The organism is Patulibacter americanus DSM 16676 (assembly GCF_000420025.1).
GTDB classification, from domain to species: Bacteria; Actinomycetota; Thermoleophilia; order Solirubrobacterales; family Solirubrobacteraceae; genus Patulibacter; species Patulibacter americanus.
Genome location: NZ_ATUD01000007.1, coordinates 101067 through 115269 on the forward strand (window position 1 = coordinate 101067; position 14203 = coordinate 115269).

Sequence of the window (14203 nt, forward strand, 5' to 3'; positions counted from 1 at the left end):
CGTTCGCGCGCGCGGGTGCGCGTGCGCCGGGTGAAGGCTAGCGGGAGGGGCCGTCGGCAGCGGGCGCGGCCGGCGCCCCGCCGGGCGACCCGGACGACGGGTCGTCGGCCCGGCCGGCGGGCCGCCCGCCCAGCCCGCCCATGAGGACGCCGTCCGCCACCTCGTCGCCCTCCGCCGCGGCCAGAGCGAGCAGCGCCCACGCCACGTCGGCGCTGCCCTGCTCGCCGCGCAGGTGGGTGGCCAGGTTCGTCGCCGCGTCGACGTGCCCGGACGCGACCGCCCGGCGGTACAGGAGCAGCGCCTCGGGGAGCGTCGCCTCGTCCTCGGCCAGGAGGTTGCCGAGGTCCATCATCGCCCCGGCGTGGCCGCGTTCCACCGCCGCACGCAGCACCTCGACGGCGTCCGCGCGGCGCCCCCGGGCGCCGAGCGCGGTGGCGAAGCAGACCGCTGCGTCCTCGACGTCCGCCTCGACGGCCGCGCGGTAGAGCGCCTCCGCCTCGCCCCAGCGATCCGCGTCCTCCAGCAGGAAGATCCGGGCGAGCACCGCTTCCTCGTGGCCCTCTTCGGCCGCGCGCTCGAACAGCCCGAAGGCCTCGTCGGTCCGGCCCGCGCGCGCCATCGCCCGCGCGAGCGAGTCCAGGACGTCGGGATCGTCGTCCTCGGCGACGGCGCGCTCCAGCAGCGCGATCGACTCCTCCAGCTCACCACGGCGCAGCCGCAGCAGCCCGAGCTGGTGCAGGGCGCCGGGCTCGCCGTCGACGACCGCGTCCTGGAGCAGCGTCGCGACCCGCGGGACGTCGCCGTCGCGGTGCGAGAGCTCCACCGCCAGGGCTACGCGGACGTCGCACTCCAGCGCCAGCGCGCCCTCGTAGGCCGCGATCACCGCGTCGGACGGAGCGTCGGCGCGCTCGAGCGCCGCGCCCAGGTCGGCGAACGCGGCGGCGTCGCCGAACGTCGCCGCGACCCGCAGCAGCGCCAGGCCCTCGTCCTCGCGGCCGGCGTCGAACGCGGCCTTCCCGAGCTCGTGCAGCCCCTCGCCGTCCCCCGCCTGCAGGAGGTCGTCGATCTGCGGGTCCACGACGTTCGTCATGCGGACGACCGTAGGTGGTCTCGGCGCGGAAGGCGGGGCGATCCCGTGAAGCCGGCCGCCGCGCCGGAGGCCTAGCTCGCGCTGGTCGACCGCGCGGCGTCAGCCTTCGGCGCGCCGTCGGCGCCGCACGACATCCAGCGCTGACCCCACGACTCCAGCGCCCGGACGACCGGCTGGAGCTCGACGCCTTTCGGCGTCAGCGCGTACTCCACGCGCAGCGGCGGGCCCGGGTGCACGGCGCGCTCCACGAGCTCCTCCGCCTCGAGTTCGCGGAGTCGCTGCGTCAGGACGCGGTCGGACAAGCCCGGCACCTCGCTCTTGAGCTCGCTGAACCGCAGCGGCCCGTCGGCCAGGAGGACGGCGACAATCGCCCCCGTCCAGCGTCGGCCGATGAGCTCCACCGCGAGGTGGTACTGCGGGCAGCAGCCCCCGGAGTGCGGATCCCCGCCCACGGGACTACGCCGCCCTGAGCTGGCGGGACTCCTCGGTCGAGCCGTCGACGGGCACGTCGCCCGCGATGTTGATGAGGGCCGAGAAGACCTCGACGGACGCGAAGGCGATCGACTCGAGGAGCTCCTCCTCGGTCCAGCCGAGCTCGAGGGCCTCCTCCTGCAGGGCCGCCGGCGGCTGCGAGCGCTTGCGCAGCAGGTGCCCGACGTAGCGCAGGAGGACGTCCTGCTTCTCGTCGGCCGAGGCGAAGTTGCGGGCGAGCTTGACCTCGTCGATCCCGATCCCGCGGGAGCGCGCGAGGCGCTGGTGCATCTTCACGCCCGGCGTCGAGCGGAAGTGCTCGGCGACGGCCAGGGAGAGCCGCTCCTTCGTCTCCACGTCGAGGATGCCGTGGCGCAGCTCGCCGGCGAAGCGGGCGTAGCCGCGCAGCGCCGCCGGGGAGCCGGCGAGCACGCCGACGAGGTTCGGCAGCTGGCCCGCGGAGGCCAGGGCGCCCTTGATGACGGGCAGCGAGCCCTCCGGCGCGGAGAGATCGTCGTGGATGGTGAAGCGGCTCATCGCTGTCGGCATAGCGGGGACCTTCCGGGGTGGAGACCTGGGTTGCTTCACCGAATGAAGCAACTAACAAGATGTAAGTTAGCTCGTCCGGGCGCCGGATGCAACGACCTTGGCGGGCTGGACCGAGACGCTCCGTCCCGGTCGTGCTGCACGGCACCTGTACCCATCACCGTGCCGGTCCCAACCGCGCCGCGCGTGCGTCGAACGACTGCCGGTCGCCGGGCATCCGCCGTCGGGCGGGGAGGTGCGCAGGCCGGATTGCGTCGTCGGGCCGTCTCGTGAAGGATGCCCCCGATGAGCACCCTCACCAGGAAGAAGACCGTCGCGGCGTCCATCGCCGACACCGAGGACCCAGAGAGCGGGCTCAAGCGCGAGATGGGCGCGCTGCAGCTGACGATCTTCGGTGTCGGCGTCATCGTCGGCACCGGCATCTTCGTGCTGACGGGCGTCGCCGCGGCGGAGAAGGCCGGCCCCGCCGCGCCCCTCTCCTTCGTCGTCGCCGCGATCGTCTGCGGCCTCGCGGCCCTCTGCTATGCCGAGTTCGCCTCGTCCGTCCCGGTCGCCGGCTCCGCGTACACGTACTCCTACACGTCGCTCGGCGAGATCTTCGCCTGGATCATCGGCTGGGACCTGATCCTCGAGTTCGCCTTCGGAGCCGCGACCGTGGCGAAGGGGTGGTCGGGCTACTTCTCCCGGCTGATGGAGGACCTGGGGATCAACCTGCCCGCGTCCGTCGTCGGACAGGAGGCGTCCTTCAACGTGCCCGCGGTCGTGATCGTCGCGATCGTCGCCGCCGTCCTGATCGTCGGGATCCGCGAGAGCTCGCGGATGAACATCGTCGTCGTCGCGATCAAGCTCTCCGTGATCCTGCTCGTGATCGCGCTCGGCTTCTTCTACGTGAAGTCCGGCAACTGGACGCCGTTCATCCCGGAGTCGCAGCCCGGCGCCGCCGGCCAGGGCTTCGACGAGACCCCGTTGATCCAGGAGATCCTCGGGCAGCCCACGAGCGCCTTCGGCGTCTCGGGCATCTTCTTCGGCGCGTCCCTGGTCTTCTTCGCCTTCATCGGGTTCGACATCGTCGCGACCGCGGCGGAGGAGACGAAGCGCCCGCAGCGCGATCTGCCGATCGGCATCTTCGCCTCGCTGATCATCTGCACGATCCTCTACGTGCTCGTCAGCCTCGTCGTGACCGGGATGGTCCCCTACAAGGAGCTCGGCAGCCCGGAGGCGATCGGTGCCCCGCTGGCCTACGCGTTCAAGGTCAACGGGGTCGACTGGGCCTCGACGGTGATCTCGATCGGCGCCCTCGCCGGCCTGACCTCGACCGTGCTGATCCTCATGTACGGCCAGTCGCGCGTGTTCTTCGCGATGGGCCGCGACGGTCTGCTCCCGCCGTGGCTCTCCAAGGTCCACCCGACCTACAAGACCCCGTACCGGATCACCATCATCACGGCGATCGCCGTCGCGCTCCTGGCCGCGTTCCTGCCCCTGAAGGTCCTGGGCGAGGCCACGAACATCGGCACCCTGTTCGCGTTCGTCCTCGTCGCGATCGCCGTCCCCGTCCTGCGCAAGTCGCAGCCGGACCTCGAGCGCCCGTTCCGCACCCCGCTCGTCCCGCTGATCCCGATCCTCGCCGTGCTGGCGTGCCTCTGGCTCATGCTCAACCTGCCCATCGGCACCTGGATCCGCCTGGCCATCTGGATGGCGATCGGCTTCGTCGTCTACTTCGGCTACGCCCGCAAGCACAGCCGCCTGAACCGCAGCGGCAGCGATGACGGCCCCGGCACGGGCGGTCCGGCGCCGACCGCCGGCGCGGCCGACTGAGGTCCGCGGCGGTCGGGGCGGCGTGCACGCGCGCCCGCCCCGGCCGCTGCGTCAGGTGTTGCCGGGGACGGCCATCGCCGCGGCAGCTGTTGCCGCCTGGCGGCGAGGCGTGGCGACCGGCGCGGTTCGCCGGCAAGGCCTGACGGACGGACGCGGCCGGAGGGGCGCGCCGACGCACGCGGAGGCGCGGAGCCTGGACCGGCAGGCGGGGACGTGCCGGCGCACGCGCGGGCACGAAGGCTGCGCCGCCAGCAGGGGTAGCGCGCCAGCGCCGGGCTAGCGGGCGAGGCTCGACGCGGCCTGGTGCACGACGGCCGCGTCGGAGTTGCTCGCCGCGGCCAGCACGAGGAACAGGCCGAGCAGCGCGATGTAGAGCAGCAGCTTCTCGGGGCGCGCGAGCAGGCCGGTGGTACGACGGCGCGAGACCCGGGACGACGGGCGGCGGGCGACCTCGCCACCGGGACGGCGGGAGCGCTCCGCGGCGCGACGCTGCCCCTCGGGCGTCGAGGGCCGCGGCCGGCTGCGGCCCCGGTCGATCGGCGCGAAGGGGGACTCGTCGACCCAGCCGAACTCCTCCGGCTCGGGACGACGCTGACGGGCGCGGCGCTCCTGGGCGGAGGCCCGGGCGGCCGCGGCACGGCGACGGCGCGCGGCGTTCGCCGCGTACTCGTCGGGGGACCGGGAGGGGACGTCGTCCAGGGTCGGCCGGCGTCGCGTCTCGCGATGCCGGTACTCCTGCGCGTCAGCCCACCACGGTTGGTCGCGTTCAGTCGACATGGTGTTCGGAAGGGTGCCTGCGGGAGGTTGCGGACCGGCCCCGCACGAACGCCACGACCCCTCGGCCCCGGCCCTCCACGCGAAATCGATCCCCCGCTTCCCGGACGCCGGCGGCATGGCGCTACCCGGGAATCAGCGTTACGAATCAGGATAGCAGCGTCGACGGCGCGCGCAACCGTGTCCGCCGACACACCCGTCGGCGAAACTGTTCCATTTTGCGGGGTCTTCTCCGCGGACTGCACGCCGACGCCCGCTCGCCGGGCCGCGGATGGGGCACGCGCCGGCCGACGCCCACGGGTCCCTGCAGCCGGCCCGTGCCGCACCCTTCCCGTCCTCGCGGTGGGCCCGGCCGGGGCCCACCGCGCTCGTCCCGCCAAGGGTGGCTCGGGGGGCGGTCTGTCCCGGTCCCCCCGCCTCAGCGACTCCTCCCCCGCCCGAAGTTCAGGGCGGACGGCGCGACCTCATGGAAGCTGCCCGGGTCGTCCTCGTGCTCCGGTCCCCCCTCGCCCTCTTCGAGGGGCCGCGGTCCGCCCGCCGGGTGCCGCGGCGCCCCAAGGCCGCCAGGCCCGACGGGCCCGCCACCCGGTCCACCCCGGCCACCCCCGGTCCCGCCGCGGCCGCCGCCGGTCCCACCCGAGCCGCCACCAGGCCCGACCGGGCTGAGGCGGCCCACTCCGCGTCCCGGACCCGAGGCGCCGCTCGAACCGGCCCAGCCCCCTGAACCCGAGCCGCCGCCGGAGCCGGTCCCGCCGCCGGCCGCGACGCTCAGGCCGTCGCGCCCACCGCCGGCGGGGACCGCCACGCCGCCGCCGACCGCGACGAGGCCCTGACTCGCCTGCTCCTGACGCCACCGCTCGAGCTCCTCCGGCGACAGGCGCTGCAGGCGCGTGACCTGGCGTGCGCCCTCCTGCGCGGCCTCGGGCATGACGTCGTCGAGGGCCCTGATGCGGCGGACGACGACGTTGATCTGGCCGCCCGCGGACGGGTGGCGCTCGAGGCGGCCCTCGGCCACCACGAGGGGCTCCGTGCGCACCGCGAGCCGCTCGCGGGTGTAGACCGCCGGCGGGATGACGAGGTTGACCGTGCCCAGTTCGTCCTCGAGCAGCAGGAAGACGACGCCCTTCGCGCTGCCCGGTCGCTGCCGCGCGAGCACGAGGCCACCGACCCGCACGGGCGTGCCGTGGCGGAGGCGCCCGAGCTCGCCGCTCGCCACGACGCCGCGGCCGGACAGGCGCTCCCGCAGCAGCGCCAGCGGGTGGATGCCCGTCGTCAGGGCGGTGGTGTCGTAGTCGGCGATCAGCCGCTCCCACGCGGACATCGGCGAGAGGCTCGGCTCCTCCACCGACTCCAGGCCGAGGGCGAGCTGCGTGCCGGCCGCGACGCGGCGCCCGGCGGAGACCGCACCCACCCGCCACAGCGCGGCCCGCCGGCGGCGGGCCGCGGGGATGCCCTCGTCCCCCGCCAGGCCGTCGCACGCGCCGGACCACGCGAGCCGCTCCAGGGAGGGCAGGCCGGAGCCGAGCCGCCCGGCCATGTCGGCCAGCGAGGCCCACGGCCCGTGCGCCTCGCGTTCGGCCACGAGGGCCGCGACGTCCTCCGCGCGCACGCCCTTGATGTAGCCGAGGCCCACGCGCACGGCGCCGTCGTCCTCCACCGTGCAGACGTCACGGCTCACGCGGACGTCGGGCGGGAGCACCGTGATGCCGCGGCGCTGGGCGTCGTGGATCAGGGCGTCGGGCGGATAGAAGCCCATGGGCTGCTCGTCGAGCAGGGAGCAGAGGAACTCCGGGCCGTAGTGCACCCGCAGCCACGTCGACTGGTAGGCGAGCAGGCCGAACGCCGCGCCGTGCGCCTTGGGGAAGCCGAAGCCGGAGAAGCCGCGGATCATCTCCCACACCCGCTGGGCGACCTCGGGCGTGACGTCGCCGTGGGTCTCCATCGCCCCCTGGACGAAGCGCTCGTAGTGCGCGTCGATCGCCTCCTGCGAGCGCTTGCGGCTCATGGCTCGCCGCAGGCCCTCGGCCTGGCCGGCCGTGAAGCCCGCGAACGCCATCGCGGCGTCGATGACCTGGTCCTGGAAGATGATCGTGCCGAGCGTCTCCTCCATCACCGGCTTGAGCGAGGGGTGCAGGTAGGGCGGCTCGTACGTCGGGTCCTGCCGCTGGCGCTGGCGTCGCTCGATGTAGGGGTTCACCGCGCCGCCCTGGATCGGGCCGGGGCGGACGATAGCCACCTGGATCGTCAGGTCCTCGAGCGTCTCGGGCCGCGTGCGCAGGAGCGAGCCCATCTGCGCGCGGCTCTCGATCTGGAAGACGCCCGTGGTCTCCGCCCGCTGGATCGTCCCGAACGTCTCGGGGTCGTCGAGCGGGATGCGCGAGAGGTCGACCTGCTCGCCGCGGCGGTCCGAGATCAGCTCGACGCAGCGCTCGACGCTCGAGAGCATCCCCAGGCCGAGCAGGTCGATCTTGAGGAACCCCGCGTCGGAGCAGGAGTCCTTGTCCCACATGACCATCTGCCGGCCCGCCATCGAGGCGGGGACGACGGGGCAGCAGGCGACGAGCGGGCGGGTCGCCACGACCATCCCGCCCGGATGCTGGGAGAGATGGCGCGGCAGGCCGTGCGCCAGGCTCGAGAGCTTGGCGAGCCACTCCCAGCGGTTGCGCGGCGGCCGGTCGAGCTGCACCGGCAGACCCTCCGGGGCGTCGCGGGTGTCGAGCACGCCGGGGCCGTCCGGCATGCCGCCGCCCACGACCATCGGCACGCCGCCGTCGCCCCAGGCCTCGCGCCCGCCCGCCCGCTCCTCGCGCCGGGAGGGGTGGCCCGGGTCGCCGGGGTGGGTCGTCGGGTAGGGCACGTCGTCGTCCGCTCGCGGGGTGTCGCCGAGCGCCATCGCGATGTCGTCCGCCACGCCGTGGCCGGACCAGCCCTCGGAGGAGCGCGCGACCCGCTCGAGCTCCGCGGCCGGCAGGCCCAGGGCCGCGCCGATCTCGCGGATCGCCCCGCGGGCGCGGTAGGTCGGGAACGCCGCGACGAGGGCCGCGCGGTCCGTCCCGTAGCGCTGGTGGACGCGCGGGATCAGCTCGGCGCGGACGTCGCGCGGGAAGTCGAGGTCGATGTCGGGGACACCCGAGACGTCGTCGTTGAGGAACCGGCCGAGGGACAGCCCCGACTCGATCGGGTCCACGTGCGAGAGGCCCGTGAGGTAGCAGACGACGGAGGACACGGACGAGCCGCGCCCGCGGCCCGGAGGGAGGACCGCGCGCGGCGAGGAGCCGTCCCGGCCGCGGACCTCGAAGGCGACCTCGCGCGCGAGCTCGAGGATCTCGTGGTGCAGGACGAAGAACCCGGGCAGGTCGAGCCGGCCGATCAGCGCGAGCTCCTCGTCCAGCCGCTCCCGCGCCTTGCGGCGGTGGCGGTGCCCGTGCGGGAAGCGCTCCTGGAACGCGGCGTCGCAGACCGCGGCGAGCCGCCGGCCCGCCTCCGCGTCCTCCGCGCCCGGGTAGTGGTAGCCCAGGTCCTGGGTGAGGTCGAAGCGCAGCCGCTCCGCCAGCCGGACGGTCTCCGCCACCGCCTCGGGATGGTCCTCGAGCCGGGCGACCATCGCGCGCGGCGTGGCCAGGACGTGGCTGTGGTTGCCGCGCCGCGCGGGCTCGGAGGCGTCGAGGGTGGTGTGCCGGCGGATCGCGACGAGCGCGTCCTGCAGGAGCGCCCGCTCCTTCGAATGCGCGTGGACGTCGCCGGTGGCCACGCAGCGCAGGCCGAGGCGGTGGGCCAGCCGCTCCCGCCGGCGCCCCCGCTCGCGATCGCCGCGCAGGTAGCGCCGCTGCAGCTCGACGTAGAGGTCCTCCGGGCCGAAGGCGTCGCGCAGCACCTTCAACGTCGGCTCCTCCTCCACCCCGTGGTCGGCGCAGCCGCTGAGGCAGACGAGGCCCTCGTGCAGCTCGCAGACGTCGGCGACGTGCACCCACGGGGCCGTGCGGACCCGCCGGGGGTGGTCGCGCGTGTGGGCGTGCGCGCGGGTGAGCAGCCGGCAGAGGTTCTCCCAGCCGCGAGCGTCCTTCACGAGCAGCGTGAGGTGCCGGCGGGTGGCCGGGTCGGGCTCCATGTCCGCCGGCGGCAGCAGCACGCCGGACGGGTCGACCCGCACCGTCACCTCGGCCCCGTGGATCGCCCGGATGCCGTGCGCCGCGGCCGCGTGGGCGAACTCCATCGCCCCGTAGACCCCGTCGTGGTCCGTGAGCGCGAGGGCGTCGTGGCCCTGGCGGGCGGCGGCGAGGACGAGCTCCTCCGGCAGGGACGCCCCGTCGAGGAACGAGTACGCCGAATGGCAGTGGAGCTCGACGTAGGGGGCACCGGGCACGAACGTATGTTCGCACCGCAGTCGGCGGATCCGCGAGGCCTGCAGAAGCCCCTGCAAGCGCCCATCATCGGGCCGCGAAGCAGTCCGTCCGGCCCTCCCAGAGCCCACCCGGCGGCCGGGTCCGGGCCCGCAGGAGCCGCTCCGTCGCACGGGTGTCCTGGTCCGTGATCCCGACCTTGATCCCGAGCGCGAGCTCCGTGTCGATGCCGTCGGTCTCCGACCCCGTGCGGTACTCCCGCTCGTCCACCCAGCCCTCGGCGGCGGCCCAGCGGCCGAGGGCCTTCGCCGCGTCGCGGGCCCGCCGACCGTCGCCGGCGGCCAGGGCGTCCAGCACACCGCGCAACCCCGCGCCGGCCGCGGGACGCGTCAGGTCCACCCGCAGCTGCACGTCGCGCCGGCGGTCCTCGCCGCGCGTGGACCGCCGGCCCAGGAGCCGCAGCTCGACGGGGCGCCCCGTGCGGTCGAGCACGACCGTCGCGCCCGCCTCGACCTCGAGCCCACCCCCGAGCGCCAGCCCCAACGGCCCCGCGAGGTCGCCCGCCACCGCCGTCGGCACGCCCAGGCTCAGGGTGATGCGCCCCGTGCGGCGGTCCCGCGCGCCCTCGCCCCGCAGCCCGCGGAAACCGCTGGCGGAGAGGTCGACCCCAAGCGCCCCGGAGGCCTCGCCCGTGACCGTCGCATCCGCCCCGACCCGCACGCGCTCGACGTCGGGCGGCGGGATGGGGTGCCCCGAGGCGTCGCCGCCGCCGAGCTTCGCCTTCGTCCGCGCCGCGTACCGCCGCACGAAGGCGTCCGCCGCCGGCCCGTCCCGGAACTCCCAGGTGCGCCCCCACCCGCCGCGCAGCCGCGCCTCCACCCCCGCGGAGACGTCGAAGCCCGGGGCGCCGTCGCCGACCCGGACGAGCCGGGTGTCGCCCTTCGCGTTGCGCCCGATCCCGAACCGGGCGCCGACGGACAGGCCGACCCCGCCCTCGACGTCCTCATAGGCCGTGACGGCCACCGTGCCGTCCGACCGGCGTTCGACCGCCAGGGCGGTGCTGCCCCCGATCCGCCAGATCCCGAGGCTCGCCCCCGACGTGTGCGTGTCCTCGTCGCGCGCCGTCGTGCACGGCGGCTGGACGTGGAAGGGGGCACACCCGTCGCCCCCGGCCACGCAGAGCGCCCGCCGGATCCCGGAGTGGACCGCGTTGACGATGCCGACCCCGGAGAAGCCGCCCGCGACGGCCACCGCCGCGGCCAGGACGATCGCCACGAGCGCCGCGACCGCCGCGTGCTCCACGGTGGCCTGCCCGTCCTCGCCCCGCGCCGTCCTGGTCATGGGGCGAGCGTCGCGCCCCGGGCAGGACCGGCTCCAGCCCCGATCCGTGCCGATCCCGTGCCGGACCGGCGACGCCCCTCAACGCGAGCGCCACCAGCGGCCGTCGACGAGGTCGCGGTGGACCACGATCGCCCGCCCCCGCACCGTCACGACCTCCCACATCCGGCGGCGCAGCGGAGAGTCCGTCCACCAGCGGTCCTCGAGCAGCCACGTCTCGACGATCCCCTCCACCCGCTCCCCGTCCACCCACAGGGGACGGCCGTCGGGACCCGCCCGGACCTCGGCGGGTCGCGGCTCGCCGAGCCGGCGCACCGCCCCCGCCCCCCGCTGGACCCCCTCGACACCCCGAGCCATACGAACGCATGTTCGCACCTCCAGCGGATGGCGAGCGGCCGTCGGCCTCGCGCGCGAGCCCGGAACGGGCGCCTGCGTCGGGCACGCGCGCCCCCGCGTGGACCCCGGCGCGCCGCGCTGCGCATTAACCCCGTGATTACATCGACCGGCCATGGCTCGCCTCACCAAGCTCTTCACCGGTCGCGACACGCGGTACTTCGAGCTGTTCGAGGAGTCGGCACAGAACGCCGTGCGCGCCGCGGACCTCCTGCGCACCTTCGTGCAGGAGCTGCCGGACCAGCCAGAGCTGGCGAAGGAGATCAGCGCGGTCGAGAGCGACACCGACCGCGTCACGCACGACATCATCAGCCACCTCAACCAGACGTTCGTCACGCCGATCGAGCGCGAGGACATCCTGGAGCTGGCGTCCGCGCAGGACGACATCGTCGACCTGATCGACGAGGCAGCCGACCTCATCCTGCTCTACCGCGTCGAGGCGCCGATGGAGCAGGCCCACGGGCTCTGCGCGATCCTCGTCGAGGCGACGAAGGCCGTCGCCGCCGCCGTGCCGCGCCTGCGCGACTTCGGCGACATCCGGCACTACACCGTCGAGGTCAACCGGCTCGAGAACGACGGCGACCGCCTCTCGCGCGCCGCGATCGCCGGGCTCTTCGACGGCGGCATCGACCCGATGTTCGTCATCCGCTGGAAGGACATCTTCGAGCGGCTGGAGGACGCGATCGACTCGTGCGAGCGGGTCGCGAACATCCTCGAAGGCATCGTCATCAAGAATCGATAGCCCCCCCCCTTCGGCTACCGGTTCCGGCCCATGTCCTCCGACATCCTCCTGGCGCTCGTCGTCGCCGCCGCGCTCACGTTCGACTTCACGAACGGGTTCCACGACACCGCCAACGTCGTCGCGACGTCGATCTCGACGCGCGCGCTCCCTCCACGCCTGGCGATCCTCATCGCCGCCGTCCTGAACTTCATCGGCGCGTTCCTCTCGCTCAAGGTCGCCGCCACGATCGCCTCGGGCATCGTCGACTCGGGGCAGGTCACGCTCCAGGTGGTCTTCGCGGGTCTGATCGGCGCGATCTTCTGGAACATGCTGACCTGGTGGTTCGGGCTGCCCTCGAGCTCCTCCCATGCCCTCATCGGCGGCGTGGTCGGCGCGATGCTCGCGGCCCACGGCTTCGGCGCGATCAACGGCGAGGGCCTGCTCGGCAAGGTCGTCATCCCGGCCCTCGTCGCGCCCGTCCTCGCGTTCGGCGTCGCCGGCGTGGCCATCCTCTTCATCTACCGCATCGTCGGACGCCTCCGGCCGGGCCCGGCGACCCGCGGGTTCCGGCTGGGCCAGATCGCGTCGGGCTCGCTGCTGGCCCTCGCGCACGGCACGAACGACGCCCAGAAGACCATGGGCATCATCACCCTCGCCCTCGTCGCCCACGGCTCGCTCAGCCCCGTCGACCCGCAGGTCCCCTTCTGGGTCGTGGTCTCCGCCGCCTCTGCGATCGCGCTGGGGACCTACTCCGGTGGCTGGCGGATCATCCGCACGATGGGCTCGAAGATCATCAAGATGGACGCCGCCCAGGGCTTCGCGGCCCAGGGCTCCGGGGCCGCCGTGATCCTCGCCGCCACGCACGTCGGGTTCCCGCTCTCGACCACCCACGTGATCTCCGGCGGCGTCGTCGGCGCCGGCGCCGCCAAGCGCGTCTCCGCCGTGAAATGGGGCGTGGCGGGCAACATGGCCATCGCCTGGGTGCTCACGATCCCCGCGGCAGGCCTGACGGGCGGGCTGGCCTACGGGATCTCCGCGCTCGCCGGCGGCGGTACCCAGGGCCCCGCGGCGGTCTGCGTCGTGATCGCGGTCGCCGTCGGCGCCCTGCTGCGCTCGCGACGCGTGCGGACCCCGCCCCCGATCGCCGAGGAGCCCGCGGTATGAGCCCCGTGTCCGTCCTCGCCGCGGAGTCGTCCGACCTGAGCGTCTGGGAGCAGCTGCTCGAGGTGATCGTCGTCGGCTCGATCGCCGGCATCGGGCTGAGCATCGCCTTCTCCCTGCTCGTGCGGGGGATCATCCAGGCCGGGAACGCCCGTCGCGGCGACGGCGGGAGCGCGCTGCTGCCGAACGTCGCCCTGGCCGCGGTCTCGGGTCTCATCTGCGTGGCCGCCGTGCTGTTCGCGGTCTACGAGATGGTGGACGGCTGAGGGCTCAGGCCTGGAACGGCGTGAGCGCCATCCGGCGCTCCGCCACCCGCGATTCCGGGTCGACCGCCACGACGCGCAGAGCGCCCTCGGGGCCCGCCACCTCGCGCACCTGCCGCACCGCCTCGTGCAGGCGCGCCTGGCGGATGACCCCATCCTCCTCCAGCAGCGGGCGGTCCGCCGGGACGGGCGCGCCGAACCCGTCGACCCGCAGCGTCAGCCGCTCCGCCGGGGACGGCAGCTCCTCGAGCCGCCGGCCGAGCGCCAGGCGGATCCGCGCGGCGTCGCTCATCGCCTCGCGCAGGACGACGCGCTCCTGCCACGTCCCCCGCTCGACGAGCGTGGCCTGCAGCAGCAGCGAGCGCAGCGGACGGTGACGGCGGGCCGGGTGGGCGAGGACCCGGTCGATCAGCAGGCCGAGCGCGTGGCCGAGCTGCTGGCCCGAGGCGGCCTCCGGCAGCAGCAGGTCGGCCTCCAGCCGGGTCGCGGGGTCGCGCGGGCGCAGTGGCGCCTCCTCCCCGCGCAGGAGCGCCTGGGCCCGCAGCCCGCGCCCGCCGAAGCGCTCCCCGACGGTGCCCGGGGGCAGCGCGACGAGCTCGCCGAGGGTGGCGATGCCGAGCCGCTCCAGCGACGGGACGAGCCGCTCGAGCTCGGGGTGCAGCGCCAGCACGGAGACGGGCTCCCCCGCCAGGATCCCGAGGGCGACGGCGCCGGGGCGCGCCGCGGTCGACGGCGCCCCCTCGAGCACCACGGGACGGCGCACCCGCGCACGGCCCGCGGCGACGCGGGAGAGGAACCGGGTCGGCGCGGCCCCGATCCGCACCGGCATCCCGAGCGCGCCGCGGACGGCGGCGACGATGCCGTCGAGCGAGCCGCCGTGCAGCCGCCGCACGTTCGAGGCGAGGAACCAGGCCGTGCCGGGCTCCCCCTGCACCGCGTCGCCGTTCGCCGATCGCGTGGTGCCGTCGGCGTCCTGCGCCGTCTCGACCGCTGCGCCGATCCCCTCCAGGCGCAGCACGAGCTCGTCCCACCGCGTCTGGACCGCGACGGGGTCCGGGGGGAGCAGCCGGAGGCGCGGGCAGCGGGCCAGGGCCTCACCCAAGGGCAGACCCCGACGCACCCCCGCGGCCTCCGCCGCCGGCGACACCTCGCCTATGACCGGCGTGCGTCCGGGCTCGGGCGCGAGCGCCACGGGCTCCGTGAGCAGCTCGCGCCGCCCGTCCGCCGCGACCACGAGCGCGAAGCGCGACAGGTGGACACAGATCACCGACGACACGAACACATGTTCGCA

At 74.9% G+C, this 14203-nt stretch carries 12 protein-coding genes; 4 read left to right on the plus strand and 8 right to left on the minus strand.

Annotation, left to right across the window (positions count from 1 at the left end; translation table 11 throughout):
- Window positions 1-37: 37 nt before the first annotated feature.
- The 3 genes from F593_RS24975 to F593_RS0112820 all read right to left on the minus strand — a co-directional run bounded on the left by F593_RS24975 (window position 38) and on the right by F593_RS0112820 (window position 2098).
- On the minus strand, window positions 38-1090 hold the full coding sequence (locus tag F593_RS24975; RefSeq protein ID WP_022929156.1) for a hypothetical protein: 1053 nt from the start codon (window positions 1088-1090) through the stop codon (window positions 38-40).
- 71 nt (window positions 1091-1161) lie between these two features.
- A complete protein-coding gene (locus F593_RS0112815) occupies window positions 1162-1491 on the minus strand; it encodes a winged helix-turn-helix transcriptional regulator (RefSeq protein WP_245540800.1) in 330 nt (109 codons plus the stop codon).
- Between the two features lie 55 nt (window positions 1492-1546).
- Complete coding sequence (locus F593_RS0112820) at window positions 1547-2098, minus strand: carboxymuconolactone decarboxylase family protein (RefSeq protein WP_245540801.1); 552 nt, start codon at window positions 2096-2098, stop codon at window positions 1547-1549.
- A gap of 294 nt (window positions 2099-2392) precedes the next feature.
- Between F593_RS0112820 and F593_RS0112825 the strand changes: the two genes are divergently transcribed.
- Window positions 2393-3922, plus strand: a complete 1530-nt coding sequence (locus tag F593_RS0112825; protein WP_022929159.1) for an amino acid permease — start codon at window positions 2393-2395, stop codon at window positions 3920-3922.
- Between the two features lie 276 nt (window positions 3923-4198).
- Here the strand turns inward: F593_RS0112825 and F593_RS0112830 are convergent, their stop codons facing one another.
- The 4 genes from F593_RS0112830 to F593_RS0112845 form a co-directional block, all read right to left on the minus strand.
- Window positions 4199-4699, minus strand: coding sequence for a hypothetical protein (locus tag F593_RS0112830; protein WP_022929160.1), 501 nt, complete (start codon window positions 4697-4699; stop codon window positions 4199-4201).
- 415 nt (window positions 4700-5114) lie between these two features.
- Window positions 5115-9116: a DNA polymerase III subunit alpha gene (locus F593_RS24980; RefSeq protein ID WP_281166657.1), complete on the minus strand. Its 4002-nt coding sequence runs from the start codon at window positions 9114-9116 to the stop codon at window positions 5115-5117.
- 7 nt (window positions 9117-9123) lie between these two features.
- Complete coding sequence (locus F593_RS0112840; protein WP_022929162.1) at window positions 9124-10377, minus strand: hypothetical protein; 1254 nt, start codon at window positions 10375-10377, stop codon at window positions 9124-9126.
- Window positions 10378-10455: 78 nt separating this feature from the next.
- Window positions 10456-10731 carry a hypothetical protein gene (locus F593_RS0112845; RefSeq protein ID WP_022929163.1) on the minus strand — a complete coding sequence of 92 codons (276 nt, stop codon included), beginning with the start codon at window positions 10729-10731 and terminating at the stop codon, window positions 10456-10458.
- A gap of 151 nt (window positions 10732-10882) precedes the next feature.
- Here F593_RS0112845 and F593_RS0112850 point away from each other — a divergent pair, with 151 nt between their 5' ends.
- From F593_RS0112850 to F593_RS0112860, 3 genes are read left to right on the plus strand one after another with little or no spacing between them, the layout of a single operon-like run.
- Window positions 10883-11509, plus strand: coding sequence for a DUF47 domain-containing protein (locus F593_RS0112850; RefSeq protein ID WP_022929164.1), 627 nt, complete (start codon window positions 10883-10885; stop codon window positions 11507-11509).
- Between the two features lie 30 nt (window positions 11510-11539).
- A complete protein-coding gene (locus tag F593_RS0112855) occupies window positions 11540-12652 on the plus strand; it encodes an inorganic phosphate transporter (protein WP_022929165.1) in 1113 nt (370 codons plus the stop codon).
- Window positions 12649-12915: a hypothetical protein gene (locus F593_RS0112860; protein WP_022929166.1), complete on the plus strand. Its 267-nt coding sequence runs from the start codon at window positions 12649-12651 to the stop codon at window positions 12913-12915. Before F593_RS0112855 ends, F593_RS0112860 begins: the two co-directional genes overlap by 4 nt.
- A 4-nt stretch (window positions 12916-12919) precedes the next feature.
- On the opposite strand, the gene F593_RS0112865 is transcribed toward F593_RS0112860, so the two are convergent.
- Window positions 12920-14188 carry a Y-family DNA polymerase gene (locus F593_RS0112865; RefSeq protein ID WP_022929167.1) on the minus strand — a complete coding sequence of 423 codons (1269 nt, stop codon included), beginning with the start codon at window positions 14186-14188 and terminating at the stop codon, window positions 12920-12922.
- Between the last annotated feature and the right edge of the window lie 15 nt (window positions 14189-14203).

What these genes read in the sequence shown, in the direction of transcription:
- F593_RS0112825 (WP_022929159.1), top strand. Translation starts at nt 2,393, where the DNA reads ATGAGCACCCTCACCAGGAAGAAGACCGTCGCGGCGTCCATCGCCGAC.
- F593_RS0112840 (WP_022929162.1), bottom strand. Translation starts at nt 10,377, where the DNA reads ATGACCAGGACGGCGCGGGGCGAGGACGGGCAGGCCACCGTGGAGCAC.
- F593_RS24975 (WP_022929156.1), bottom strand. Translation starts at nt 1,090, where the DNA reads ATGACGAACGTCGTGGACCCGCAGATCGACGACCTCCTGCAGGCGGGG.
- F593_RS0112860 (WP_022929166.1), top strand. Translation starts at nt 12,649, where the DNA reads ATGAGCCCCGTGTCCGTCCTCGCCGCGGAGTCGTCCGACCTGAGCGTC.
- F593_RS0112830 (WP_022929160.1), bottom strand. Translation starts at nt 4,699, where the DNA reads ATGTCGACTGAACGCGACCAACCGTGGTGGGCTGACGCGCAGGAGTAC.
- F593_RS0112845 (WP_022929163.1), bottom strand. Translation starts at nt 10,731, where the DNA reads ATGGCTCGGGGTGTCGAGGGGGTCCAGCGGGGGGCGGGGGCGGTGCGC.
- F593_RS0112855 (WP_022929165.1), top strand. Translation starts at nt 11,540, where the DNA reads ATGTCCTCCGACATCCTCCTGGCGCTCGTCGTCGCCGCCGCGCTCACG.
- F593_RS0112850 (WP_022929164.1), top strand. Translation starts at nt 10,883, where the DNA reads ATGGCTCGCCTCACCAAGCTCTTCACCGGTCGCGACACGCGGTACTTC.
- F593_RS0112820 (WP_245540801.1), bottom strand. Translation starts at nt 2,098, where the DNA reads ATGAGCCGCTTCACCATCCACGACGATCTCTCCGCGCCGGAGGGCTCG.